Annotated in this window: 24 protein-coding genes and 2 tRNA genes; 9 read left to right on the top strand and 17 right to left on the bottom strand. The window is 73.7% G+C overall.

Annotation, left to right across the window (positions count from 1 at the left end; genetic code table 11):
* Window positions 1–241: 241 nt before the first annotated feature.
* The 4 genes from KPL57_RS33765 to KPL57_RS33750 form a co-directional block, all read right to left on the bottom strand.
* Window positions 242–1,123: an ABC transporter permease gene (locus KPL57_RS33765; RefSeq protein WP_178376681.1), complete on the bottom strand. Its 882-nt coding sequence runs from the start codon at window positions 1,121–1,123 to the stop codon at window positions 242–244.
* A 16-nt stretch (window positions 1,124–1,139) separates the two neighbouring features.
* Window positions 1,140–2,009: an ABC transporter permease gene (locus tag KPL57_RS33760; protein WP_226354647.1), complete on the bottom strand. Its 870-nt coding sequence runs from the start codon at window positions 2,007–2,009 to the stop codon at window positions 1,140–1,142.
* A gap of 97 nt (window positions 2,010–2,106) precedes the next feature.
* Window positions 2,107–2,706 carry a hypothetical protein gene (locus KPL57_RS33755; RefSeq protein ID WP_226354646.1) on the bottom strand — a complete coding sequence of 200 codons (600 nt, stop codon included), beginning with the start codon at window positions 2,704–2,706 and terminating at the stop codon, window positions 2,107–2,109.
* Window positions 2,703–3,959, bottom strand: coding sequence for a LuxR C-terminal-related transcriptional regulator (locus KPL57_RS33750; RefSeq protein ID WP_226354645.1), 1,257 nt, complete (start codon window positions 3,957–3,959; stop codon window positions 2,703–2,705). Before KPL57_RS33750 ends, KPL57_RS33755 begins: the two co-directional genes overlap by 4 nt.
* A 420-nt stretch (window positions 3,960–4,379) precedes the next feature.
* Here KPL57_RS33750 and KPL57_RS33745 point away from each other — a divergent pair, with 420 nt between their 5' ends.
* The 4 genes from KPL57_RS33745 to KPL57_RS33730 all read left to right on the top strand — a co-directional run bounded on the left by KPL57_RS33745 (window position 4,380) and on the right by KPL57_RS33730 (window position 8,424).
* Window positions 4,380–5,003, top strand: a complete 624-nt coding sequence (locus KPL57_RS33745; protein ID WP_226354644.1) for a TetR/AcrR family transcriptional regulator — start codon at window positions 4,380–4,382, stop codon at window positions 5,001–5,003.
* Between the two features lie 78 nt (window positions 5,004–5,081).
* Window positions 5,082–5,921, top strand: coding sequence for an SDR family oxidoreductase (locus tag KPL57_RS33740; RefSeq protein ID WP_226354643.1), 840 nt, complete (start codon window positions 5,082–5,084; stop codon window positions 5,919–5,921).
* 71 nt (window positions 5,922–5,992) lie between these two features.
* Window positions 5,993–7,654 (top strand): NAD(P)/FAD-dependent oxidoreductase, encoded by a 1,662-nt coding sequence (locus tag KPL57_RS33735; protein WP_226354642.1) that lies wholly within the window; start codon window positions 5,993–5,995, stop codon window positions 7,652–7,654.
* Window positions 7,654–8,424 (top strand): carbon-nitrogen hydrolase family protein, encoded by a 771-nt coding sequence (locus KPL57_RS33730; protein ID WP_226354641.1) that lies wholly within the window; start codon window positions 7,654–7,656, stop codon window positions 8,422–8,424. The genes KPL57_RS33735 and KPL57_RS33730 overlap by 1 nt, the downstream gene beginning before the upstream one ends.
* On the opposite strand, the gene KPL57_RS33725 is transcribed toward KPL57_RS33730, so the two are convergent.
* On the bottom strand, window positions 8,415–8,786 hold the full coding sequence (locus tag KPL57_RS33725) for a hypothetical protein (protein ID WP_226354640.1): 372 nt from the start codon (window positions 8,784–8,786) through the stop codon (window positions 8,415–8,417). The two genes, KPL57_RS33730 and KPL57_RS33725, sit on opposite strands and share 10 nt — an antisense overlap.
* A 102-nt stretch (window positions 8,787–8,888) precedes the next feature.
* Between KPL57_RS33725 and KPL57_RS33720 the strand changes: the two genes are divergently transcribed.
* Window positions 8,889–9,878 (top strand): sugar-binding transcriptional regulator, encoded by a 990-nt coding sequence (locus KPL57_RS33720; protein WP_226354639.1) that lies wholly within the window; start codon window positions 8,889–8,891, stop codon window positions 9,876–9,878.
* Window positions 9,879–9,881: 3 nt separating this feature from the next.
* On the opposite strand, the gene KPL57_RS33715 is transcribed toward KPL57_RS33720, so the two are convergent.
* Window positions 9,882–10,328: a helix-turn-helix domain-containing protein gene (locus tag KPL57_RS33715; protein WP_226354638.1), complete on the bottom strand. Its 447-nt coding sequence runs from the start codon at window positions 10,326–10,328 to the stop codon at window positions 9,882–9,884.
* A gap of 102 nt (window positions 10,329–10,430) precedes the next feature.
* Here KPL57_RS33715 and KPL57_RS33710 point away from each other — a divergent pair, with 102 nt between their 5' ends.
* A complete protein-coding gene (locus KPL57_RS33710) occupies window positions 10,431–10,823 on the top strand; it encodes a tautomerase family protein (protein ID WP_226354637.1) in 393 nt (130 codons plus the stop codon).
* 49 nt (window positions 10,824–10,872) lie between these two features.
* On the opposite strand, the gene KPL57_RS33705 is transcribed toward KPL57_RS33710, so the two are convergent.
* From KPL57_RS33705 to KPL57_RS33695, 3 genes are all read right to left on the bottom strand, one after another.
* Entirely contained in the window at window positions 10,873–12,132 is a 1,260-nt protein-coding gene (locus KPL57_RS33705) for an acyl-CoA dehydrogenase family protein (protein ID WP_226354636.1), read from the bottom strand.
* A gap of 39 nt (window positions 12,133–12,171) precedes the next feature.
* Window positions 12,172–13,278, bottom strand: coding sequence for a helix-turn-helix domain-containing protein (locus tag KPL57_RS33700; protein ID WP_226354635.1), 1,107 nt, complete (start codon window positions 13,276–13,278; stop codon window positions 12,172–12,174).
* Window positions 13,279–13,428: 150 nt separating this feature from the next.
* Complete coding sequence (locus KPL57_RS33695) at window positions 13,429–14,928, bottom strand: serine/threonine-protein kinase (protein ID WP_226354634.1); 1,500 nt, start codon at window positions 14,926–14,928, stop codon at window positions 13,429–13,431.
* Window positions 14,929–15,101: 173 nt separating this feature from the next.
* Between KPL57_RS33695 and KPL57_RS33690 the strand changes: the two genes are divergently transcribed.
* Entirely contained in the window at window positions 15,102–15,278 is a 177-nt protein-coding gene (locus tag KPL57_RS33690; protein ID WP_226354633.1) for a CsbD family protein, read from the top strand.
* 77 nt (window positions 15,279–15,355) lie between these two features.
* Here KPL57_RS33690 and KPL57_RS33685 read toward each other — a convergent pair whose 3' ends face one another.
* Window positions 15,356–15,769 (bottom strand): MerR family transcriptional regulator, encoded by a 414-nt coding sequence (locus tag KPL57_RS33685; RefSeq protein WP_226354632.1) that lies wholly within the window; start codon window positions 15,767–15,769, stop codon window positions 15,356–15,358.
* A 56-nt stretch (window positions 15,770–15,825) separates the two neighbouring features.
* On the opposite strand from KPL57_RS33685, the gene KPL57_RS33680 reads away from it, so the two are divergent.
* A complete protein-coding gene (locus tag KPL57_RS33680; RefSeq protein ID WP_226354631.1) occupies window positions 15,826–16,677 on the top strand; it encodes an alpha/beta fold hydrolase in 852 nt (283 codons plus the stop codon).
* 52 nt (window positions 16,678–16,729) lie between these two features.
* On the opposite strand, the gene KPL57_RS33675 is transcribed toward KPL57_RS33680, so the two are convergent.
* The 6 genes from KPL57_RS33675 to KPL57_RS33650 form a co-directional block, all read right to left on the bottom strand.
* On the bottom strand, window positions 16,730–17,656 hold the full coding sequence (locus KPL57_RS33675) for an NADP-dependent oxidoreductase (RefSeq protein ID WP_226354630.1): 927 nt from the start codon (window positions 17,654–17,656) through the stop codon (window positions 16,730–16,732).
* 75 nt (window positions 17,657–17,731) lie between these two features.
* Window positions 17,732–18,112: a MerR family transcriptional regulator gene (locus KPL57_RS33670; RefSeq protein WP_226354629.1), complete on the bottom strand. Its 381-nt coding sequence runs from the start codon at window positions 18,110–18,112 to the stop codon at window positions 17,732–17,734.
* Window positions 18,113–18,237: 125 nt separating this feature from the next.
* Window positions 18,238–18,310 (bottom strand) — tRNA-Arg (locus KPL57_RS33665).
* A gap of 69 nt (window positions 18,311–18,379) precedes the next feature.
* Window positions 18,380–18,469: transfer RNA gene (locus KPL57_RS33660), tRNA-Ser, on the bottom strand.
* A 99-nt stretch (window positions 18,470–18,568) separates the two neighbouring features.
* Window positions 18,569–20,575 carry an acetoacetate--CoA ligase gene (locus tag KPL57_RS33655; RefSeq protein ID WP_226354628.1) on the bottom strand — a complete coding sequence of 669 codons (2,007 nt, stop codon included), beginning with the start codon at window positions 20,573–20,575 and terminating at the stop codon, window positions 18,569–18,571.
* 92 nt (window positions 20,576–20,667) lie between these two features.
* Window positions 20,668–21,714, bottom strand: coding sequence for an aldo/keto reductase (locus tag KPL57_RS33650; protein WP_226354627.1), 1,047 nt, complete (start codon window positions 21,712–21,714; stop codon window positions 20,668–20,670).
* 97 nt (window positions 21,715–21,811) lie between these two features.
* Here KPL57_RS33650 and KPL57_RS33645 point away from each other — a divergent pair, with 97 nt between their 5' ends.
* Window positions 21,812–22,429 carry a TetR/AcrR family transcriptional regulator gene (locus KPL57_RS33645; protein ID WP_226354626.1) on the top strand — a complete coding sequence of 206 codons (618 nt, stop codon included), beginning with the start codon at window positions 21,812–21,814 and terminating at the stop codon, window positions 22,427–22,429.
* Here the strand turns inward: KPL57_RS33645 and KPL57_RS33640 are convergent.
* Window positions 22,401–23,102 carry a dienelactone hydrolase family protein gene (locus KPL57_RS33640; RefSeq protein WP_226354625.1) on the bottom strand — a complete coding sequence of 234 codons (702 nt, stop codon included), beginning with the start codon at window positions 23,100–23,102 and terminating at the stop codon, window positions 22,401–22,403. The genes KPL57_RS33645 and KPL57_RS33640 overlap by 29 nt on opposite strands.
* Window positions 23,103–23,104 lie beyond the last annotated feature (2 nt).

Genomic DNA, 23,104 nt, shown 5'->3' with positions numbered 1-23,104 from the left:
TCCGGGGGACCGTGGACGCGGCGTCCGCGTCCTGCGGTGGTGCGGGGAACGGGCACTGCGATCCGGGGAGCGGGCGCGGTGCGATGGACCGGGCGGCGGGGAGCGACGTCCGGTCCGTGGCCGGCTGGGGAGGGCCGGGCCGTGGCGGGGGGAGTCTTCGTCGGGGGCGGGGGATGTCGTCGGGGTGCGGGGCTCCGGGGCCCGGCCGCAGGGGATGTGGCGGCGCGGGCCCCGGAGGGACTCAGTTGGCGATCGGGGAGTTCGTCTCGAGCCCCCAGAAGGCCAGCGTGCCGATGGTCCCGATGACCGAGATCAGCACCAGGTTGATGATCATCGACTTCGCGGTGGCCCGGCCGACGCCGACCGGTCCCCCGCTGGCGTTGTAGCCGTAGTACAGACCCACGCCGACGATCACGATGGACTCGGTCATGATCTTGACCATCACCGCGAACATGTCGTACGGGCTCTGGTACAGCCAGAACAGGTAGAGGAACCCGCCGGGTGAGACACCGCCGAGGTTCACCACCGTGACCAGGTACATCGCCACGTAGAGGATGGCCAGGCCGACGAAGTACATGAACGGCACGGCGATCACGGTGGCCGCGATCCGGGTGCCGACCAGGAAGGACTTGGACTTGATGCCCATGACCTCCATGGCGTCGATCTCGTCGGAGATCCGCATCGAGCCGATCTCGGCGACGTAGCCGCACCCGACCTTGGCCGCGAGGATCCAGCCCCACATGTAGACCGAGAGCTCGCGCAGGCCGCAGTAGGCGTCGAACACCGCCGAGTAGAGCGGGGCGCCGATCTGCTTGAGCGTGTAGCTGGCCTCCAGGCCGCACTGCCCGCCCATGATGAACATCATGAACCAGATGATCAGAGCGGAGCTGAAGATCAGGATGCCCGCCTGGCGGAACACCTCGGGCACGTAGCGGCGGAACATGTCCGGGAAGTCCCGGACGACGTCGGCGGTGAAGCGGCCGATGTCGCCGGCCTCGGTGAGACCGGTCTTGAGCTTGCCGGTGATCGAGCCGAGGCTGACGTCCACGCCCTCCTTGGCAGGTGCCCGGAGTTCGGTGCGGTCGGGGTCGCCCTGGGGCCCCCGGTCGTCGAGCTGCGTCATGTCCGTGACACCTCCCTTACTTGTAGACGCTCATCTGCGGGTTCAGGCCGAGCATGGTCAGCGTGAACACGAAGTTGATGACCCAGATGCCGGCGAAGGAGATGACGACGGCCTGGTTGACCGCCTTCCCCACGCCGATCGGGCCGCCCTTGGCGTTGAGCCCGACGTAGCAGCAGACGACGCCGATGATCAGGCCGTAGATCGCGCACTTCACGACGCTGCCCCAGAGGTCGACCGTGTTGAGCAGGTCGAACAGGGAGCCGTAGTAGCCGGCGTAGCTGGCGTCGAAGATCGGGCCGGCCGCGACGTAGCCGCTGACCAGGCCGACGACCAGCGCCAGGATGTCCAGGACGGCGGTCATGATCGTGCAGGCCAGCACCCGCGGCAGCACCAGCGTCCGGATCGGGTCGACGCCGAGGACCTCCATGGCGTCGATCTCGTCGCGGATGCGGCGGGCGCCGAGGTCGGCGGTGATCGCCGTACCGACGACACCCGCGACGACCATCCCGTTGATGAACGGGGCGAACTCGCGGACCGACGCGAACTCGAAGAACGCGCCGAGCCGGTACGGGATGCCGAAGGTGTAGAAGATCGCCCCACCGGTCAGGCCGGGGGCACCGAACCCGAACCCGAACGCCGCGAGGGACATCGGGAGCCAGGTGAGCTTGAGGATGTCGAAGCACTGGTCTCGGGTGTCGGCCCAGAAGCCGACGGGCTTGCGGACGGCAAGGACGAACACCTTGACCATCAGCTGCCACATCTCGCCGGCCGTGACGAACGGGTCGGCGACCTTCCTGAGCACGCCCGACCCGCCGGAACCCGCCGTCCTGCGCGGTACCTCGACGGTCTCGTCGGGCGTCTGGGTGAGGGTCCCAGGCGTGGTCATAACTCTCCTTCGAGTGCGGGGCCGGAAACAGTCCGGGTCCACCGATCGGAAGTGTCGCTCCGCGGGAGAGGGGGTCACACCTCCCGTGGGGGGCGGATCACCCTCCCCCTGGGGGGGTATCGGTGGTACCGGCGACCGGCTCTGCGGCGTGCTCCGTACGGAGTGCCCTGCGCTGGGCCCGACGCTGGATCAACAGCACCGCACCGAGGACGAGCGCGGCCGACAGGGCTCCCGCCCCGAGGCCGCCGAGCAGTGCCCCGGCGACCGGGTGGATCCCGGTCAGCAGGGGCAGTGCGACGGCGCCGGCCACCACCAGGACGGTGGCGGTCAGCGCGTCGCGGACCGGCCAGGTCGGCGCACGCCAGACCCGGACCAGCCCGATCAGCCCGGTCACCCCCGCGGTCAGCAGGGAACAGCCGAGCAGGTGCACCACCACGGGGTCGCGGAGTACCGGGGAGGTACCCCCCGCGGGGGTGGGAACGAGGGCCTCGGGCGGGCCGAGGCGGTCGAGGGCGCGGACGAGCCGGTCCTCGGTCGGTGCGGGACCGGCGGTGCGTGCCACCTCGGTCCAGACGTGCGAGCGCAGGTCCTGGCGGGCGGTGAACGACAGGTGCCGGGCGGCGACGTCGAGCCGGTGCAGGTACTCCCGCAGGGGGGTGGGCAGCGCGCCCCGCGACACCCGGGCGCCGGCGGTCACCGGTACCCGGCCGGACCGGCGGCGGCCCGCCCGGAGCGGTCGTGCTCGGCCCGCAGCCAGTGCGAGACGGCCTCGGCCCGGTTGGCCGCGCCGAGCTTGCGCAGGATGTGCTTGACGTGCGACTTCACCGTGCCCTCGGAGATCACCAGGCGGCTGGCGATGCGGGCGTTGGTGTCGCCGGTGGCCATCAGCCGCAGGACCTCGACCTCGCGGCGGGTGAGCGACGGGTCGACCGGCGCGGAGCGCAGGAAGCCGTCGACGACGCTGCGCTGCGGGCCGGTGTGCGTGACCGGGGCGCCCTCAGTGATCCGGCCGTTCTCGCCGTGGCCCCACCAGCCGTCGCCGAGGTCGCCCTCGCGGGCGTCGGTGACGCGGCGGGCGAGCCGGTCGACATCGGCCCGGATCTGGTCCATCTCGTCGAGGACCATCGTGCGGGACAGGGCCTGGCCGAGCCCCTGGGCGTAGAGGGTGAGCAGCTGACGGTCGAGCGGGTCGACGTTGCGCTGCTGGTAGTAGCAGTCGGCGTGGACGAACCCGGCGACGACGCCGTGCACCACGATCGGCGCGGCGCAGTAGCTGCGCGACATCGAGGCGTCGGCGATGGGCCGGTTGACCCCGGGGCGCTCCTGCACCTCGTCGACCAGCAGCGACGTGCGGCGCCGGACCATCTCGGTCTCGACGATCCGGCCGTCGAGGGTCTGCGGATGGGTGCGGCCCATCGCGAGGATCTCCTCGGCCCAGGCCGGGTCGCGCTCCACGTGCACGCGCTCGGGGATCCAGAGGGAGTCCGCGACGCGCGAGACGATCGAGCGGTCGAAGCCGAGGCCGCAGGCGGTCGAGGCGGCGGTGTCGAGCAGGGCGGTGCTGGTGCGGGCCTCGCCGAGCTGGGCGAGCGCGGCGCGGACGCGCTGCAGCGCGCGGTCCTGGTGGGCGAGCTGGTCGAGCAGGAGCTGCTCGTCGATCTCCTTGACCTCGCCGAGCATGCTCACCAGCTCCGGCGACGGGGCCGAGCCGGAGCCGAGCGAGGACATGGCCTCGGCCCACACCGACCGCAGCACCGCGCGGGCCGACCCGAGGTCGACGACGTGCTCGGGGTGCGGGAGGCGGCCGTCGTCGAGGAGGCGGCGGGCGGCCAGCAGGAGGTCCACCACGCGCGACGACTGGGCCCGCGGCATCCGGCGTCCCTGTCCGGGCCAACGGTCGCCGGAGTCACAGCGGCGCATGTAGGCCACGCGGCTCGTGCTCTCGCCCATACCGTTCCTCCTCCTCGTCGAGGTGGCATCGACCGGACGTCGCCGTCGGGTGCGTTGCTCACCCGTGCAACGAGACGGCAACGGCCTGGATGCGACCGTCCGCACCCGTACGCCGACCCACTTCCGGTCACGCATGACGGTTTCAGGATGCGACGCGGGTCACGTGTATGGCAAATCTCCGCGGCCGTCACCACCCGAACACGCTGGTGAATGCCCCTCTCGGCCGCATCATCCGGTCACGGCGGGTGGAGAAACCAAACGCCCGGACTGTTTCTCGGAGCGTCGTGCGCCACGCCGGTCGCGCACGGCAGGTTCACCCGGTCGGGGTAGACGGGGTGGGGCCGCACACGGGCCGTCCCCGTCCGGCCGCCGCACCGGGGAGCCCGGGGGGGTGCGGCCCGCCCGTGCTGGAATGGCGGTGTGAGCACCGGCCGGACCTACGCGGGCGCGTCCGCGTCGGACCGCGCCGAGGACCGTCGCCGCCGCCTGCTCGACGCGGGACTGCAGGTGCTGGGGACCGACGGCTACCGAGCGACCACCGTGCGCCGGATCTGCCGGGAGGCACGCGTCGCCGACCGGTACTTCTACGAGTGCTTCGACGGCACCGAGGCGCTGCTGCTCGCCGTCTACGCCGGGTGCACCGCCCGCCTCCGCGACGCGGTGCCCCCCGCACTGGCCGCGGCGCCCGGCACCGACCCGCTCACGCTGGCCCGGACCGGCCTCGACGCGTTCCTGCGCGTGGTGGAGGACGACCCGCGGCTCGCCCGGGTGGTCTGGTTCGAGGTGCTCGGGGTGAGCCCCGAGGTCGAGCGCACCTCGCTGGAGACCATGTCCGGCTTCGGGCGGCTGCTCCTGGCGCTCACCGCGGACCACGCCGCCCCCTCCCCCGCCGACGCCACCGCCACCCGGCTGCGCGCCGACGCGGTCATCGGCGGGATCAGCCACGTCGTCATGACCTGGACGGTGAGCGGGTTCGACCCGCCCCGGGACCGGGTCACGGACGCGCTCGCCCTCTTCCTCGTGGGCGGCACCGGCCTGGGATGACGCCGGTCACCCCGCCATGTGGAATCACGCGTCATCAGATTAGGGTCGCCCACCACACCCGCTCGTGAGGAGCCGACGATGAAGTCCTTCACCGGTCGTACCGCCGCGATCACCGGAGCCGGATCCGGCATCGGGCGCGCACTGGCCCTGCGCCTCGCGGGCGACGGCTGCCACCTCGCCCTGGCCGACCGGGACGCCGCGGGCCTCGCCGAGACCGCCGCGCTCGCCGGGCCGCAGGTGCGGGTCACCACCGCCGAGCTGGACGTCTCCGACGAGAAGGCCGTCTACGGCTGGGCCGACGCCGTCGTCGCCGACCACGGCGCCGTCCACATGATCGTCAACAACGCCGGCGTCGCGCTGTCGGGCACCACCGGGGCGCTGTCCCTGGAGGACTACCGCTGGATCATGGACATCAACTTCTGGGGCGTGGTCTACGGGACCAAGGCGTTCCTGCCGCACATGGAGGCCGCGGGCGCCGGCCACGTGGTCAACCTGTCGAGCATCTTCGGCGTCGCCGCGCAGCCCCTGATGAGCGGCTACAACGCGAGCAAGTACGCGGTCCGCGGCTTCACCGAGTCGCTGCGCCAGGACCTCGAGCTCACCGGGTCCCCGGTGTCCGCGACCTGCGTGCACCCCGGCGGGATCCGCACCAACATCGCGAAGGCCGCCCGGGTCGACGACAGCGTCGCCGCCGCCACCGGCCGCCCGGCCGCCGACGCCACCGCCGAGTTCGAGCGGATGCTCACCACCACCCCGGACCGGGCCGCGAAGACCATCCTGGACGGCGTGCGGCGCAACCAGCGCCGTGTCCTCATCGGACCGGACGCGTGGGCCATCGACTCGATGGTGCGGCTGCTGCCGACCACCTACCAGCGGATCGTCACCGGCGTCGTGCGCTCGCGGCGCAGAAAGGGCTGATCCGGGGCGGGGGTCCTGGATAGGGTCGCGGGGCCGGGTGATCCCCGGCACACGACCCGAGGAGCCCACCCATGAGCCCCGAGCAGCCACCCGTCACCGCCTTCGGCCCGGACTTCCCCTTCCCCTACGACGACTGGCTGGCCCACCCGGCCGGTCTCGGCCGGGTCCCACCGGACCGGCTGGGGGCCGAGGTCGTGGTCGTCGGGGCCGGGATCGCCGGGCTCGTCGCCGCCTACGAGCTGATGCGCATCGGGCTGCGGCCGGTCGTGTACGAGTCCTCCCACCTGGGCGGACGACTGCGCTCGCAGCCCTTCGAGGGTGCCGACGGGATCGTCGCCGAGCTGGGCGGGATGCGCTTCCCCCGCTCCTCGACGGCGTTCCACCACTACGTCGACCTGCTCGGGCTGCCCACCGCGCCGTTCCCGAACCCGCTGACGGAGGCGGCCGGCAGCACGGTGATCGACCTGCACGGACGGACGTACTACGGCCGGACCCTGGCCGACCTGCCCCCGTTCTTCACCGAGGTCGCCGACGCCTGGGCGAGCGCGCTGGAGGAGGGAGCGGGCTTCACCGACCTGCAGCAGGCGATCCGCGAGCGCGACGTCCCGCGCATCCGGGCGCTGTGGGCGGAGCTCGTCGAGGTCTGGGACGACCGCACCTTCTACGACTTCGTGTCCACCTCGAAGGCGTTCTCCGACCTGTCCTTCGCCCACCGCGAGGCGTTCGGCCAGGTCGGCTTCGGGACCGGTGGCTGGGACTCGGACTTCCCGAACTCGATGCTGGAGATCCTGCGGGTGGTGCTGACCGGCTGCGACGACGACCAGCTGCTCGTCGTCGGCGGGGTGGAGCAGGTGCCGCAGGGACTGTGGACGCGCACCCCCGACGACCTGGTGCACTGGCCCGCCGGGACCAGCCTGTCGTCGCTGCACGGGGGCGGGACCCGCCCGGGAGTCGCGCGGCTGCACCGCCTCGACGCGGACACGATCCGCGTCACCGACGTCTACGGCGGCACCCGCGACGTGTCCGTGGTGCTCACCACCTGCCAGAGCTGGCTGCTGTCCACCCAGATCGACACCGACGAGTCGCTGTTCGGCCAGGAGGTGTGGATGGCCCTGGACCGCACCCGCTACATGCAGTCGACCAAGACGTTCGTGATGGTGGACCGGCCGTTCTGGCGCGACGTCGACCCGGCGACCGGGCGCGAGGTCATGTCCACGACGCTGACCGACCGGCTCACCCGCAGCACGTACCTGTTCGACAACGGGCCGGACCGGCCCGGGGTGATCTGCCTGTCGTACTCGTGGATGAGCGACTCGCTGAAGATGCTGCCGTACCCGGTCGAGAAGCGGGTCGAGCTGGCGCTGGGCGCGCTGCGCAAGATCTACCCGACCGTCGACGTCGGGGCGCACGTCATCGGCGACCCGATCACCGTGACCTGGGAGTCCGACCCGCACAGCCTCGGTGCGTTCAAGGGCGCCCTGCCCGGGCACTACCGCTACAACCGGCGGATGTACTGCCACTTCGTGCAGGACGACCTGCCCGTCGCCGAGCGCGGGATCTTCATGGCGGGCGACGACGTGTCGTGGACCCCGGCCTGGGCGGAGGGCGCGGTGCAGACCGCGCTGAACGCGGTCTGGGGGATCGTCGCGCATCTGGGCGGGTCCACCCCGCCGGACAACCCCGGTCCCGGGGACCGGTTCGCCGAGCTCGCGCCGCCCGCGCTGCCGGACTGATGCGCGTCGCGCTGCTGCAGACCGTCTCCCGGCCGCGCGACGTGGCCGGGAACCTCGCCCGGCTCGCCGAGGCGTGCGCCGCCGCGGACGCGGACCTGCTCGTCACCCCGGAGATGTTCCTGACCGGCTACGACATCGGCGCGGATGCGGTGGCCGAGCTCGCCGAGCCGGCGGACGGGCCGTCGGCGGACGCGGTCGCGGCGATCGCCAGGGCGTCGGGGACGGCGGTGCTCTACGGCTACCCGGAGCGCCACGGCGGACGGGTCGCCAACGCCGTCGCGCTGGTCGGGCCGGACGGGACCCGGCTCGCCGGGTACCGCAAGACGCACCTGTTCGGCGCGCTCGACCGGGCCTGCTTCACCGCCTCGGACACCCCGCCCGCCGTCGTGACCTGGAACGGCTGGGGCCTGGGCCTGCTGGTCTGCTACGACGTCGAGTTCCCCGAGACCGTCCGCGCGCTGGCGCTGGCCGGCGCCGACGCCGTGCTGGTCCCGACCGCCAACATGCTCCCCTACGACCACGTACCGCAGGTGCTCGTCCCGGCCAGGGCGTGGGAGAACCAGGTGTACGTGGCCTACGCCAACTGGTGCGGCACCGAGGGGTCGCTGACCTACGGCGGGCTGTCCTGCGTCGCCGGGCCGAACGGCGCCGTGGTGCGGGCGGGCCGCGACCCCGAGCTGCTGGTGGCCGACCTGGACCGGTCCGCGCTGGCGGTGTCACGACGGGCGAACCCCTACCTGGCCGACCGCCGCCCCGACCTCTACGGCTGAGGGTCCGGCCGGGGCCCCGCCAGCAGGATCCACTCCAGGCACCCGCCGGGCCCGGGGGCGAGCACCTCGACCCGGTGGGCGTGCCCGCCCGCCACGTGCACGACCTCGTCCGCGGCGAGCTCCACCGACGGCCCGCCGGCCGCGACGCCCACCCGGGCCCGGCCGGCGAGGACGACGAGCAGCCGGTCGCACGGCGCGGCCGGGGCGTGCCACGCCCCGGCACCGGGGGCGAGCGCGAACCGCTCCAGGGCGAGGTCGCCGTAGCCGTCGTCGCGGCCGACGAGCAGCTGGCGCGACACCGGGGCCGGTTCCGGCGCCGGGTGGTGCGCGGCTGCCGGGGTCGTGCCGATCGTCGCGGTCATGGCGTGCCTCCACTCATCTGAGCGGTCCGAACACCGTCGAGTACACGGCCGCGGGCACGGAAGGTCAACATCACCGGACGATGCGCGCGCTACGGTGCTCAGATGAGCGGTGACGACGACGCACCCGCCTGGGGCCCGGCCCGCCGGGTGCTCGCGGCCGAGGTGGCCGAGCAGGTGCTGCTGCACGGGCGGTCCCGGATCGCGGTCGGCACCGAGCTGGGGCTCAGCCGGTTCCAGGTGGCCCGGCTGCTCGACGCCGCCCGCGAGCGCGGGCTGGTCCGGGTCGCGATCGACCCCGGCGGGGACGTCGACGCGGCGCGCTCGGCGGCGGTCCGCGCCGCCTACGGGCTGCGCCGCGCCCTGGTCGCCCGCGACGACGACACCCACCCGGACGGCGGCGGGGTGCCCGCGCTCGCCGCCGCGCTGCTCGCCGAGACCGTCGGCACGGGTGACGTCCTGGGCCTGGCCTGGTCCCGGACGGTCAACGACGTCGTCGGGCTCCTCCCCCGGCTCGCGCGCTGCACCGTCGTTCAGCTGTGCGGCGCCTACTCGCTGCCGTGGCGGCGCGACGGCTCGGCCACCGCGGTGTTCCGGGCCGCCGCACTGTGCGGCGGCGACGCCTACCCGGTCTACGCGCCCCTGCTGCTGCCCGACGCCGACACCGCCCGCGCGGTGCGGGCCCAGCCGGGCGTCGCCGACGCGCTGGCCCGCTGCGCCGCGCTGGACACCGCCGTCGTCGGGATCGGGGCGTGGCGGGCCGGGCACTCCACCGTGCACGACGTGCTGACCGCCCCCGAGCGGCGACGGCTGGCCGAGGGCGGTGCCGTCGGCGAGGTCGTCGGGCTGCTGGTCGACCGCACCGGCCGGGTCCTCGACAGCGGGCCGGCGCACCAGCTCGTCGCGGCCGGGGAGGCGGACCTGCGGGCCGCGGGCGACGTGATCGCGCTGGTCAGGGACCCGGAGCGGGCCGACGCCACCCGCGCCGTACTGCGCTCGGGCCTGGTCCACACCCTGGTCTGCGACGCGGCGACCGCCGACGCCCTGCGCGTGGCGGGCGACGGGCGACACCCTCCGACCGCGACGACGTCGTGACGCTCACCAGGCGCCGGGCTCGACCTCCGCGGTCATGTCCCGCCACGCCACCGGCTCGGCGCAGTGCGCGCAGGTGAGCCGGGGCTCGGCGGGGTGGCCGCAGCCGCGGTGCACCAGCCGGACCGGCGGGACGTCGACGGCGTACCGGTCGCCCCAGTTCATCAGCGCCACCAGCACGGGGTAGAGGTCGGCGCCCTTCGGCGTGAGCCGGTACTCGTGCCGGACCGGACGCTCCTGGTAGGGCACGCGGTCGAGCACGCCCTCCTCCACCAGCACGCGCAGCCGGTCGTTGAGGACGTTGCTGCCGAGACCGAGCTTGTCGCGGAAGTGGTCGTAGCGGCGCTCGCCGCGGAAGCACTCGCGCAGGATCATCATCGTCCACCGCTCGCCGAGGACCGCCCAGGTGCGGGCCACCGAGCAGTACGCGGCGCCGAGCTCGTCGTGCTTCACAGCGCCCGATACTAGGACACTTTTCGAGTCCTTCGAGCTTGCGGGGCCACAGGTGCCCCGTTATCGTCGAACTCGATTCGAGTCCCACCACGGAGGTCGACGATGCCCTACTACCGCTTCACCGTCCCCACCGGGAACGCGACGCTGGCCCACCGCGCCGAGGTCGCCGCGGCGGTGACGAGGGTCCACAGCGAGGTCACCGGTGCCCCCGCCCGCTACGTGCACTGCACCTTCACCGAGGTCCCGCCGGGCAGTGTCTTCGTGGCCGGGGAGCCGGTGGAGGGCCCGCGGATGGTCGGGCTGATCCGCGACGGCCGCTCCCCCGAGGTCCGGGCCCGGCTGCTGCACGGGATCGCCGACGCGTGGTGCGCGGTCACCGGGGACGCGAAGACCGACGTGGCGATCTTCCTGCACGAAGTGCCGGGCGCGAACGTGCTGGAGGACGGCGAGATCCTGCCCGAGGCCGCCGACGACCCGGTCGCCGCGCACGCCTGAGCACGGGAGCGGGCCGGTCCCCGTCGCGCCGGGGACCGGCCCGGGGCGGTCAGGAGCCGGTGGCGAGCCGGTTCTCGGCCGAGGCCAGCGGGTCGTAGCTCGGCTCCATCAGCATCTCGTGCAGGTGCCGTCGCCGGACGCCCATGTTGCCGCCGTCGTAGACGGGGAAGCAGAGGACGTCCTGCATGATCCCCGCGATCGGCGTCTCGGTCGTGTAGGCGTCCACCCCGACCAGACGCATCGCGTCGTAGACGACGTCGACCGACCGCTCCGAGGCGTAGATCTTGGTGATGTTCGCGAGCTCGCGGTCCTTGCCGCCGGTCCGGTCGAAGTGGTCGGCGGCCTTCCAGGCCAGGTAGCGGGTGGCCTCGATGCGGATCTTGATGTCGGCGAGCATGTAGCCGGCGTTCTGGTACTCGATCACCGGGTGCGGGCCGGAGCGGTTGTCGGTCCGCGCGAACTCGTAGGCGTAGTCGAAGGCCGCCCGCATCCGCCCGACGCAGGCCGCGCCGATGGGCGCGCAGGTCCAGGTGAACGCACTCTTCACGATCTCCATGCCGTCACCGGGCCCGCCGATCATGTTGGCGAGCGGCACGCGGACGTCGTGGAACTCCACCCGCGGCGAGTTGGTGGCGCGGTGCCCGATGGTGTCGAGCATCCCGGTGATCTCCACCCCGGGCGTGCCCCGCTCGACGACGACGATCGCCAGCGACTCCTGCGGCGGCAGTGCCGGGTCGGTGCGGCAGACGACCGAGATGAGGTCGGCTCCGCCGCCGTCCCAGCCGGAGCCGTTGGTGGTGTAGTGCTTGGCCCCGTTGAGGACGATCTCGTCGCCCTCGATCCGGGCGAAGGTCTGGATGCCGACCTTCGGGTCGGGCGAGTCGTAGTTGGCGCCGCCGGTGACCTCGGTGTAGGCGATCGCGGCGAGCTTCGGCTCGGACCCGCAGAACGCCGGCAGCCACCGCTGCTTCTGCTCCTCGGAGCCGAAGTGCACGATCGGGTACAGCCCGAGGCCGGTCCCGAGGATGGCGGAGGCGACGTTGACGTCGACCCGGGCGATCTCCTCGACGGCGAGCACGAACTGCAGCGAGGTGAACCTCCCCCCGCCGTACTCGGCCGGGACGAGCGCCTTCACGAACCCGGCGTCGACCATCTGCCGGTAGAACGGCTCGATGGCGGAGAACCGCTGGGCGGGCTCCGGGAACGGAGCGATCGCCGCCTCCACACCGGAGAGGACGCTGTCGGCGAACTGCCGGGCCTGCTCACGCAGGCCCAGCTGCGCCTCGTCGAGGGTGAAGTCCAGTGTCATCGTCGGATGCCTTCCGCTCGGGCCCCGACGCGACCGGTGTCAGGGGCTCGGATGGAGCGTGGCCGGGACGCCGGGCCCGAGGATCGAACCGGCGCGCACGCCGGCCGGTACCGGTGTGCACGATCCGGCCGGGCCGCGGTCGCGGAACTCCGAGGGCAGGCAGCCGTGCCGGGCGCGGAAGACCCGGTTGAGGTGGGACAGGTCGGCGAAACCCCACCGCGCCGCGAGCTCGGTGAGGGTGCCGGTCGGGCCCGGCGCGCCGAGCTCGCGGGTGCAGCCGTCGACCCGCAGGGCCATGACGGTGCGGGCGAAGCTCCGGCCGGTGCCCTCGTAGAGCTGGTGCAGCTTGCGGACCGAGATGCCGAAGCGCGCCGCGACCGCCGCCGCCGAGGTGTCGCCGGTCCGCAGGTGCGCGGCCAGGTGCCGGTTGACGGCCGCGCGCAGGCCGGCGTCGAGGTGCTCCCGCCCGGTGTCGCGCAGCTCCTCGGAGCCGCCGGTCGCGGCCGCGAGGAGGGTGGTGAACGCGGTCTCGGCCGCGGCGGCCGCGGCCGGGTCGAAGGTGTCGACGGCGTTCCAGGTGGCGAGCATGATCGAGGCGACGACGCGGGCGATCCCCGGCGCGGCGCCGTCGTGGGTCACCGCCGTGGCGCCGTCGAGGTCGGCGACCAGCGGCACCAGCTGCGCGCGGGGCACCCGGAACGACACGCACCGCCAGTCCTGGGTGTCGTCGTCGGCGACGAACTCGAGGCCGTACTCGCGGGTCGTGTCGAACAGGGCGAAGCCCCCCGGTTCGACGACGCAGCGGCGGCCGGCCTGTGTCCCCACGCAGTGCCCGCTGACCTGCAGGTTCACGAAGACGTGGTCGGTCGTGGTGCGGCGGATCTCGTCGCGGCCGTGGGTGATGAGCTGGGTCGCCGAGGACACCTCGGCGCAGTTCGTGGCGGTCAGCCGGGTCGCCCGCACCCAGCTCCGGATCGCCCCCGGGTCGGCCGGGCCCGCGTGCCGGACCCGGGGCCGTTCGGCGGCGAGCGGGGTGAACGCCTCGCAGATCACCTCGCGCCAGTAGCTGAACTGCTCGCGGGCCGGTCGGTCGTCGGTGGTCCAGTAGCGCACCCCGGCCTCCTCGACGTGTCGACCCGGCTGCACGGCGCCGTCGTCGTGACCCAGGACACTATCGCGACGACGGGGCGCGGCCCAGGGCCCGACGCCCGGGCCACCGGGGTGGGACGAGCATGACCGGGCCCGGGTACGACGACGTGTCCGCCGGTGAACACCAGGTCACGGCCGTGGGCCCGGTCAGCAGGGGCGCACGCCCGTCGCCACCGGGGACGGCCCGGTGACCGGGCGCAGGTAGGCGTCGCCACCGGTCCGTGCGAGCGCGGCGCAGGCGTCGCCGCGGTCGTCGAACGGGCCCAGGTAGGTGACGTAGATCGGGTTCCCCTCCGCGGTGCGCGACCGGAAGGGCACGCAGCTGTCCCCGGCGAGCAGGTAGTTCGCCCCGGGGTGGGCGCGCAGCTGCTCGGCGACGTCCTCGCGGTGCCGCGCCGGGTCGACCGCCGCGCCGACGACCACGAGGTCCGCCGGACGCGCGCACGACACCGGCGCGATCGGCCGCCAGAGCCGGAGGTCGCCGTCGGCGAGGGTGGTCGTGGCCTCGGCCGGCTGCACCGTGCCGGTTGCCGGCGGGTCCGCCGGCCCGGTCAGCAGCATCCACGTGGCCCCGAGCGCGACCGCCGCCCCGGTGACGCAGGCCCCGATCAGCACCGGCAGGCGTCGCGACCGGACCCGGGGCGCCGCGCCGGCCGCGGCCGGGAACCCGGCGCCGGTCGGGGCCGGGTACGCGGGTCGGGGCGCGGCGGCGAGCCCGGGGCCGGTCACGGCCGGGAACGCGGGTCCGGGCCCGGGGGTGGTCGCGGGCCGGATCGGCGCGGGGGTCTCCGGCGCCGGGGGCGGCCCGAGCAGGCGCTGCACCGCGGCGGCGAGCGCACCGGCCGTCGCGAACCGGGCGGCGGGGTCCTTCGCCATCCCGCGGGCGACGACGTCGTCCCAGCCGGGGTCGAGCCCGGGCCGGAGCACGGACACCCGGGGCGGCGGCGTCATCAGGTGCGCGGCGAGCACGGCCGCCGGGTCCGCCTCGGGGAACGGGGGCCGCCCCGTGAGCATCTCGACGAGCACGCAGGTCAGCGCGTAGACGTCGGCCCGGCCGTCGACCGTACCGGTGCCCGACAGGCGTTCCGGGGCGAGGTAGGCCAGCGTGCCGACGGTCGCGCCGGTCTCGGTGAGCGCGGTGTCCGGGTCCGGGCCGACGGCGCGGGCGATGCCGAAGTCGGTGAGCGCGGTGAAGTCGTCGCGGCTCTCGACGACGAGCAGGTTCGCCGGCTTCACGTCCCGGTGCACCAGACCGGCGGCGTGCGCGGCGTCGAGGGCGTGCGCGGCCTGGCGCAGGATGCCGGCGGCCCGGCGGGGCTCCAGCGGCGCCCGGCGGGCGAGGATCCGGGCCAGGTCCTCGCCGTCGACCAGGCGCATCGACAGGTAGAGCCTGCCGTCGACCTCGCCGAACCCGTGGACCGGGACGACGTGCGGGTCACGCAGCTCGAACGCGGCACGGGCCTCCCGCCGGAACCGCTCGACGACGACCGGGTCCCCGGCCAGGTGCGCGGGCAGCACCTTCAGCGCGACCTCGCCGCCGTGGCGGCGGTCGTGGGCCCGCAGCACCACGCCCATGCCCCCGGCGCCGAGCCGCCCGCGGATCTCGAAGTCGCCCAGCACCGACCCGACGACCAGCTCCCCGTCCATGTCCCGCACCCCTCCCGTGTCCGCCCGGTGCCTTCCTACCGCCGGGCGCGGCGACGCCGGATCCGCAGGGATACGCAGAACGCGTTTCCCCTGCCGCTGCGGAGGTACCCGGTCCTGTGCGACGGCGTCGATCCGGCGGTCGTCGCGGTGTGTCACCAGCCGAGGAGGAACCCATGGCAGCGGACGACAAGGTCGCGAACAAGACCGAGGAGCTCACGGGCAAGGCCAAGGAGACCGTCGGCAAGGCGACCGACGACGAGAAGCTCGAGGCCGAGGGCAAGGGCGACCAGGCCAAGGGCAACCTCAAGCAGGCGGGCGAGAAGGTCAAGGACGCCTTCAAGAAGGACTGACCGCGCTCCTGCCCCGGCCCCGGCCACTGTTGTGGCCGGGGCCGAGGTGCGGCCACCCCCGCGCGGCCGGGTCCCGGCTACGGGCCGTGCCCCGCGTCCGGTCCGGTCCCGTCGACCGGCTCCGGGACCGTCGCGGCGTAGGCCGTGCAGTCCTCGCACCGGGTGAGCAGGTCGTGCGTGCAGTCGACGACGTGTTCGAGAAACCTCTCCGCGTCCCCCAGCCGGGCACGCTGCTCCCGGATCCAGCGCAGCTTCCCCTCGATGACCCGGGTGCGTTCTGCGTAGCCGCGGTGGAGCACGAGCCGGATCTCCGCGAGGCTCATGCCGACATTCCGGCATGCCTGGACGACGCGGAGGCGGCGGACGTGCTCCTCGGAGTACTCCCGATGGCCCGAGGCAGCACGATCGGGAACCACGACCCGCTCGTCGTTCCAGTGCCGCAGGACGTGCACCTCGACGCCGACCCTCCGGGCGGCCTCGCCGATCTTCAACCCCCCACGTCCTTCCGGCTTGACCTCAGGTCGACCTGAGGTTTTAGCGTCGCCCCATGCTGACACACGAGCCGCTGCTGCCCGACCCGATCCCGGTCGCCGTCGGCGGAGCCACGGTCGCCACCCGGGTCCTGGAGCCCACGGAGCAGGCTCGGGGAGACGTCGTCCTGTGTCACGGCACTCCGTGGTCCTCGCAGGTCTGGGGTCGCGTCGCCCGTGAGCTGGGTCGCGACCACCGCGTGTTCCTCTGGGACATGCCGGGCTACGGGGAATCGGAGAAGGGTCCGACGGTTGCGACGGACCTGCGCACCCAGGCGGAGCGTCTGGTCTCCCTCCTCGGCGTCTGGGACCTCCGCCGCCCGCATGTGGTCGCCCACGACATCGGCGGTGCGGTCGCGCTGGGAGCCCACCTGCTGCACGGGGCCGACTACGCCGATCTGTTCCTCTGGGACATCGTCACGCTCGACCCGTGGGGTTCGCCCTTCTTCCGGCTGGTGGCCGAGAACACCGACGTGTTCGCGCGGCTCCCCCCGGACCTGCACTCCGCACTGGTGAGGGGGTACGTCACCGGTGCGCTCTCGCGGGAGCTGCCGGACCGGGACGTCGACGCACTCGTGTCCCCGTGGACGGCTCCTGGCGGGCAGGCCGCGTTCTACCTCCAGATCGCCGCACTGAGCGCTGCCGACACGTGTGCGGTGGCGGAGAAGCTGGGTGCCACGCGGTGTCCGACGCGCATCGGCTGGGGCCGTGACGACCCCTGGATCCCGCTCCGACAGGCCTACGAGCTCCGGTCCAGGCTGCCCGACCACCCCGATGTCGTCGTGCTCGACGACGTGGGGCACCTGACGCCCTACGAGAACCCCGCCGCCGTGGCCACGGCGCTGCGCGCCTGGCTGATCGATCCGTAGTGGGCGCGTTGCAAGCCGGCTCCCGGAGCACACCACGCCCGGACGTCGGCGCTCAGCCGGTCAGGTCGAGGACCGTCTTGCCCGTCGAGTGGCCGCTCTCCACGCTCGCCAGGGCCTGCGCCGCCTCGTCGAGGGTGTGGACGGCGGTGATGTGCGGATCGAGGACCCCCTGCACCATCAGGTCGGCCACCCGCTCCAGGGTGGGGCGGTCGGTGTGGCGCTCGACCATGGCGCCGCCGATCTCGACCACCGTGGGGTCTCCGACCGAGACCACCGTCGTCGCCGCGGCGGCCAGCGGTGCCACGGCGCGCAACGAGGCCCCGCCGACGAGGTCGACGATGCCGTCGAACCCGTCGGGCGCGAACGCGCGCAGGTCGGCCTCGGCCGTGGCGGTGGTGTAGTCGACGAAGGCTGCACCGGTGGCGGTGACGGTCGCCCGCTTGGTTCCACCGGCGGTGCCGACGACGCGGAGTCCGCGGGCGCGGGCGAGCTGGGCGGTGGCGATACCGACCCCGCCGCCGATCCCGTTGACGAGCAGACGCGCGCCGGGCGGGAGGCCGAGCTGGTCGAGCGCGTCGAGTGCCGTGGTCCCCGCGACGGGGATCGTGGCCGCCCACCGGTCCGACAGCCCGTCGGGGGTGCGGGCCGTGGCGGACCCGAGGAGGACGGTCGTGCGGGCGTAGGTCCCCGCCCCGGTGAGCGCGAACCCGAACACGCGGTCACCCACCTCCAGTCCCCGGACCTCGGGCCCGACGGCGGTGACCACGCCCGCCGCCTCCATGCCGAGGACCTGCGGGAACGGCACGGCACCGTTCAGCCCGGGCATGAGGCCGGCACGCAGCACGTGGTCGAGGGGGTTGACCCCGGCGACGGCGACGGCGACGGCCACCTCGTGGGCGGCCGGGACGGGGTCGGGACGGTCGAGGAACTCCTGGACCTCGGGTCCCCCGAAGGTGCGGTACCCATATGCGTTGATCACGTCGCCGACGCTAGGACCTGACATCAGTGTCAGGTGCCAGCGATCGTGACCCGGGTCATCGCGGTGGGCGGACGTTCAGGCGGTGCGTCGTGTCGATGCGAGCGTGGCCCGGTGCTCGGAGTTGCAGGCGATGAGGCCGTCCAGGGCGTCCCGCGCGGTCGCCAGCGTCGCCATCGCGGCACTGAGCCGGTCCCGCTCACGGCGCATCGTCGCGTAGGCCTCGTCGGCGGTCTGCGGACCCGGCGTGTCCACGCACGGCAACAGGCTCGCGATGGTGCGACTCGACAGCCCGGCCGCGAACAGCGTGCGCAGCAGCTCGACCCGCTCGGGCCCGTGGGGGCCGTACAGGCGCTGACCACCGGTGCTGCGGGTGGAGGCCAGAAGGCCCTGCTGCTCGTAGTACCGCAGCATCCGGACGCTGACGCCGGTGCGTTCCGCCAGCTCACCGATCTTCATCTGCTCGCCCACCTTCTCGGGCCACGGGTCCCGGCCGCCATCATGACCGAGGCCTGGCCGGCCGTGGGGCCGGAAAAGAAAGCGGCCCTGACCATCACTGCTGGTCAGGGCCGGATCTCGATGTGTGCGCCCGAAGGGATTCGAACCCCTAACCTTCTGATCCGTAGTCAGATGCTCTATCCGTTGAGCTACGGGCGCGTTGCTGTCTCCAGCGTAGCAATCTTCAGTTGTCGGCCGGCGACCGGTGTCCCCACCGCCGTGCCGGTGCGGAGGCTCCGGGATTTGAACCCGGGATGGGGGGTTACCCCAAACCGCATTAGCAGTGCGGCGCCATAGACCAGACTAGGCGAAGCCTCCCCGGTGCCTGACGGCCACCAGCGAAGGCAACACTACACGGGCATTCCGGCCGCCCGGAACCGGGGTCCCCCTGGCCGGGGGACCCCGGTCCGGCGCAGGTCAGGAACCTGCGAGGGCCACGAACGGGGTCAGCGCGTCGGGGTTCTGGAGGGCGCCGGCCGACACCGCCTTCTCCGGCGCGGTGCCCGCGAGGATCTTCTTCACCGGCACCTCGCACTTCTTGCCGTTCAGGGTGCGCGGCACCGCGTCGACGACGACGAACCGGTCCGGCACGTGCCGCGGCGAGAGCTCCTTGCGCAGCAGCGAGCGCAGGGTCGGCTCGACGTCGTCGAGCGCGACACCGTCGTCGAGGACGAGGAAGCAGAGCAGGGCCCCCTCCTCGCGCTCGCCGAGCGCGGTCGTGTCGATCACCAGGGAGTCCGCGACCCCGTCGACGTTCTCGACGACGGCGTAGAAGTCCGCGGTGCCCATCCGGACCCCGCCACGGTTGAGTGTGGAGTCCGAGCGGCCGTAGATGACGTAGGAGCCGCGCGGGGTGCGGCGCACCCAGTCGCCGTGCCGCCAGTTGCCGGGGAAGTCCTCGTAGTAGGACTCCCGCAGACGGGTGCCGTCCGGGTCGTTCCAGAACATGACCGGCATCGACGGGGTCGGCGTGGTGATGATCAGCTCGCCGACGTCGTCGAGCAGGTCGGTGCCGTCCTCGGCCCAGGACCGGACGTCGGCGCCGAGCGCCGCGCAGGACAGCTCACCCAGCCACACCGGCACCGTGGGGGCACTGGTGAGGAAGGCCGCGCAGACGTCGGTACCGCCGGAGACCGAGCAGATCTGGATGTGCGACCCGGCCGCCTCCCCGATCCAGCGGAACCCGTCGACCGACAGCGGCGCGCCGGTGGAGCCGAGGGCGCGCACCGAGGACAGGTCGTGGTCGTCGCCGGGGCGCAGACCGGCCTTCATGCAGGACTGCACGTAGGGGGCGGAGACGCCGAACAGCGACACCCGGTGCTTCGCCGCCAGCGCCCACAGCGCGCCGAGGTCGGGGTGGCCGGGGCTGCCGTCGAACATCACGATCGTCGCGCCCACGAGCAGGCCGCCGACCAGGAAGTTCCACATCATCCAGCCGGTGGTGGTGAACCAGAAGAACCGCTCCCCCGGCCCGAGCCCGTGCTGCAGGCGCATCGCCTTCAGGTGCTCCACGACGATGCCGCCGTGACCGTGCACGATGCCCTTGGGCAGGCCGGTGGTGCCCGAGGAGTAGAGCACCCACAGGGGGTGGTCGAACGGGACCGCGGTGAACTCCAGCGGGCCGGACCCGGCGGTGAACTCGGCCCAGGTCGTCGTGCCGTCGAGGGTCGCGTCGGGGTCGAGGTAGGGCACGAGGACGGTCGCGCGCAGCGTGGGCAGCTGTCCGCGCAGGTCGGCGACCTTGTCACGGATGTCGAAGCCCTTGCCGTTGTAGCGGTAGCCGTCGACGGCGACGAGCACGGCGGGCTCGATCTGGGCGAAGCGGTCGTGCACGGCGCGGGCTCCGAAGTCCGGCGAGCACGACGACCAGATCGCGCCGAGGCTCGCCGCGGCCAGGAACGCGACGAGGGTCTCGACGCTGTTCGGGGCGAGCGCGACGACGCGGTCCCCCTGCCCGACGCCGGCCCGGACCAGCCCGGCGCGGGCGCGGGCGACCTGGTCGCGCAGCTCGGCGTGGGTGACGGTGCGCTCGAGGCCGTCCTCGCGCACGAACTCGACCGCGACGTCGTCGTCGGCGCGGCCCGGGCCCGGGGTCAGGGCGTGCTCGGCGTAGTTGAGGGTCGCGCCGGGGAACCACTGCGCGCCGGGCATGTCGCGGGAGCCGAGCGTCGCCGTCGGCTTCTCGTGGAACAGCACGCCGGAGTACTCGGCGACGGCCGACCAGAAGCCCTCCAGGTCGGTCACCGACCAGGTGTGCAGCTCGGCGTAGTCGGTGACGTCGGACAGCGGGGCGCCCCGCTCGTCGCGTGCCCAGGTCGCGAACCGGACGATCTCGGTGTCCGCCACCCGGTCCGGGTCCGGGCTCCACAGGAGCTCGGGGGTGTCCGGATCGGTGACGGTCTGCGGCGACGACACGGGCGGCATGCCCCGAGCATCCCCGACGGCCCCGGCCGCGCACCAGTGGCCGGACCCCACTCCGGCCCCCACGGGACAGGGGGCCCGTCACACGGGGACGGTCAGGCCGGGGCGCCGACGAGCGGCGGCGCGAGCCGGGCGAAGGCCTCCTGCCGCTCGTACGGGAAGTACGGGTACGGCGCAGGACGGTGCGAGACCGCGTCCAGACGGGCGACCTGGTCGTCGTCGAGACGCCAGCCGACCGCGCCGAGGTTGTCCTCCAGCTGACCGAGGTCACGCGCGCCGACGATCACCGAACTGACGGTCGGGCGGGTCGTGAGCCAGTTGAGCGCGATCTGCGGCACCGTGCGGCCGGTCTCGGCGGCGATCGCGTCGAGCACGTCGACGACGTCGAACAGCAGGTCGTCAGGGACGGGCGGGCCCGCCTCGGCGGTGGTGTGCAGCCGGCTGCCCGCGGGCAGCGGGGCGCCCCGCCGGACCCGGCCGGTGAGCCGTCCCCAGCCCAGCGGGCTCCAGACCAGGGCGCCGACGCCCTCCTCGTGGCCCAGCGGCATGAGGTCCCACTCGTAGTCGCGGCCGACCAGCGAGTAGTACACCTGGTGCGCGACGGGCCGCGGCCAGCCGTGCCGGTCGGCCAGGTCCAGGGTCCGCACCAGCCGTCGCCCGGGGTGGTTGGAGACGCCGGTGTAGCGCACCTTGCCCGACCGGACGAGCACGTCCAGGGTCGCGAGCACCTCCTCGGGCGGGGTGCCCGCGTCGTAGGCGTGCAGCAGGAACAGGTCGATCCGGTCGGTGCCGAGCCGGCGCAGGGCGTCCTCGACGGCGCGCACAAGGCGGGAGCGCCCGGTGCCGGCGTCGTTCGGGCCGGGGCCGGCCGGCAGGCCGGCCTTGGTCGAGATCAGGACCTCGTCGCGGCGGTGCCGCAGCGCCGCCCCGAGGACCTCCTCCGACCCGCCGTCGGAGTAGACGTCGGCGGTGTCGAACAGGGTCACCCCCGCGTCGAGGCACCGGTCCACCGTCCGGCGCGCGCCGGCGACGTCGACCGACCCCCACGCCCCGAACAGCGCGCCGCGCCCGGCGAACGTGCCGGCGCCGAAGCTCAGGACCGGGACCTGCAACCCGCTGCGGCCCAACCGTCGGTACTCCATGCCCACTCCTCATTAACGAAACCCTGGTTCCTTTTGAAGCTAACCCACGGACACGCCAAACGGAACCCCGGTCCCGTCAAAAGCTAGGGTGGGGGTCGTGGCACCGGAGATGAGCAGGCCGGGGGGCCGGACCGCGCGGGTCCGTTCCGCCGTGCTGTCCGCGGCGGGCGACGCCCTGATCGAGCTCGGGCTGCCGGGCCTGGACCTCGCGGAGCTGGCGCGCCGGGCCGGCGTCGGCAAGACGACGGTCTACCGGCGCTGGGGCAGTGTCCCCGCGGTGCTGGCCGACCTCGTGTCGGACATGGTCGAGACCTCCGCGCCGCGGGCGGACACCGGGACGCTGGACGGCGACCTCCTGGCCAACGCCGAGCTGGTCCGCTCCACCCTGGCCGACCCACGGCAGGGACGGCTGCTCACCGCGCTGATCTGCGCCGCCGTCGACGACGCCGGGACCGCACGGGCGCTGCGCGGCTTCTACGACGCCCGGACCGCGGTCTGGGAGCCGTGTGTCACCGACGCGGTGGCGCGCGGCGAGCTACCGGCGGGCACCGACGCGGCCGCCGTCGTCCGGGCGGTCTCCGCCCCGCTCTACCACCAGCTCCTCACCCGGGGGGCGCAGCCGGACACCGCGGACGCCCACCGCGCGGCCGCCGTGGCCGCAGCCGCCGCGCGGGCCGGGGCGTTCGTCAGCGCAGGTGGGCGTCGAACCAGTTGAGGACCCGCTGCCACGCCTCGGCGGCCGACTCCGGGTCGTCGTCGAAGCGGTAGCCGGTGCTCGGGTAGATCACGACGTCGGTCGCCTTCCCCGAGGACGCCGCGGCGTCGCGCAGGCGGGCGACGGCGTCGGTGTCGGAGGCCTCCGAGTAGATGCCCAGCCAGGGGCAGGTCAGCTCGGGTGCGGTCTCGACCAGGGCAGGCAGGCTGGACCACGGCGACGACTCGATCCCGCCACCCGCGACCGTGATCGCCGCGCCGAGGGTGCGGTTGGCCGCGACGTGCAGCGCGACCGTGCCCCCGAGGTCGAACCCGAGCACGCCCATCCGGTCGGCCTCGATGCCCACGTCGCCCAGCCAGCCGAACGCGGTGTCGCAGTCGTCCATGACCTGGCGCGGCTCGAGGCTGCCGACGTGCTCGGCGACCTCGGCGTCGGAGCCGTCGGCGAGGTCGCCGCCCGCGCCGGCGTCGCGGTAGAGGTGCGGGGCGACGGCGAGCCAGCCGTCCGCGGCGAGGCCGGTGACGAGCAGCCGGATCGAGTCGGTGACCCCCCGTGCCTCCTGCAGGACGACGACACCGCCGCGGACCGGACCGTCGGGTTCGGCCACGGTCAGGCGCAGCTCGCCCCCGTCGGTCAGCGGCACGCCCTCGGTCCGGACAGCGGTCGTCGTCATGA

The sequence above is a fragment of the Pseudonocardia sp. ICBG601 genome (assembly GCF_020496245.1).
This window is presented reverse-complemented; position numbering and strand designations above follow the sequence as displayed.

Excerpts from the sequence above, each read along its gene's own strand:
- KPL57_RS33750 (WP_226354645.1), bottom strand. The coding sequence starts at position 3,959 with ATGGGCGAGAGCACGAGCCGCGTGGCCTACATGCGCCGCTGTGACTCC.
- KPL57_RS33705 (WP_226354636.1), bottom strand. The coding sequence starts at position 12,132 with ATGACACTGGACTTCACCCTCGACGAGGCGCAGCTGGGCCTGCGTGAG.
- KPL57_RS33735 (WP_226354642.1), top strand. The coding sequence starts at position 5,993 with ATGAGCCCCGAGCAGCCACCCGTCACCGCCTTCGGCCCGGACTTCCCC.
- KPL57_RS33650 (WP_226354627.1), bottom strand. The coding sequence starts at position 21,714 with ATGGAGTACCGACGGTTGGGCCGCAGCGGGTTGCAGGTCCCGGTCCTG.
- KPL57_RS33670 (WP_226354629.1), bottom strand. The coding sequence starts at position 18,112 with ATGAAGATCGGTGAGCTGGCGGAACGCACCGGCGTCAGCGTCCGGATG.
- KPL57_RS33740 (WP_226354643.1), top strand. The coding sequence starts at position 5,082 with ATGAAGTCCTTCACCGGTCGTACCGCCGCGATCACCGGAGCCGGATCC.
- KPL57_RS33720 (WP_226354639.1), top strand. The coding sequence starts at position 8,889 with ATGAGCGGTGACGACGACGCACCCGCCTGGGGCCCGGCCCGCCGGGTG.
- KPL57_RS33640 (WP_226354625.1), bottom strand. The coding sequence starts at position 23,102 with ATGACGACGACCGCTGTCCGGACCGAGGGCGTGCCGCTGACCGACGGG.
- KPL57_RS33760 (WP_226354647.1), bottom strand. The coding sequence starts at position 2,009 with ATGACCACGCCTGGGACCCTCACCCAGACGCCCGACGAGACCGTCGAG.
- KPL57_RS33765 (WP_178376681.1), bottom strand. The coding sequence starts at position 1,123 with ATGACGCAGCTCGACGACCGGGGGCCCCAGGGCGACCCCGACCGCACC.
- KPL57_RS33730 (WP_226354641.1), top strand. The coding sequence starts at position 7,654 with ATGCGCGTCGCGCTGCTGCAGACCGTCTCCCGGCCGCGCGACGTGGCC.
- KPL57_RS33690 (WP_226354633.1), top strand. The coding sequence starts at position 15,102 with ATGGCAGCGGACGACAAGGTCGCGAACAAGACCGAGGAGCTCACGGGC.
- KPL57_RS33695 (WP_226354634.1), bottom strand. The coding sequence starts at position 14,928 with ATGGACGGGGAGCTGGTCGTCGGGTCGGTGCTGGGCGACTTCGAGATC.
- KPL57_RS33655 (WP_226354628.1), bottom strand. The coding sequence starts at position 20,575 with ATGCCGCCCGTGTCGTCGCCGCAGACCGTCACCGATCCGGACACCCCC.
- KPL57_RS33725 (WP_226354640.1), bottom strand. The coding sequence starts at position 8,786 with ATGACCGCGACGATCGGCACGACCCCGGCAGCCGCGCACCACCCGGCG.
- KPL57_RS33710 (WP_226354637.1), top strand. The coding sequence starts at position 10,431 with ATGCCCTACTACCGCTTCACCGTCCCCACCGGGAACGCGACGCTGGCC.
- KPL57_RS33680 (WP_226354631.1), top strand. The coding sequence starts at position 15,826 with ATGCTGACACACGAGCCGCTGCTGCCCGACCCGATCCCGGTCGCCGTC.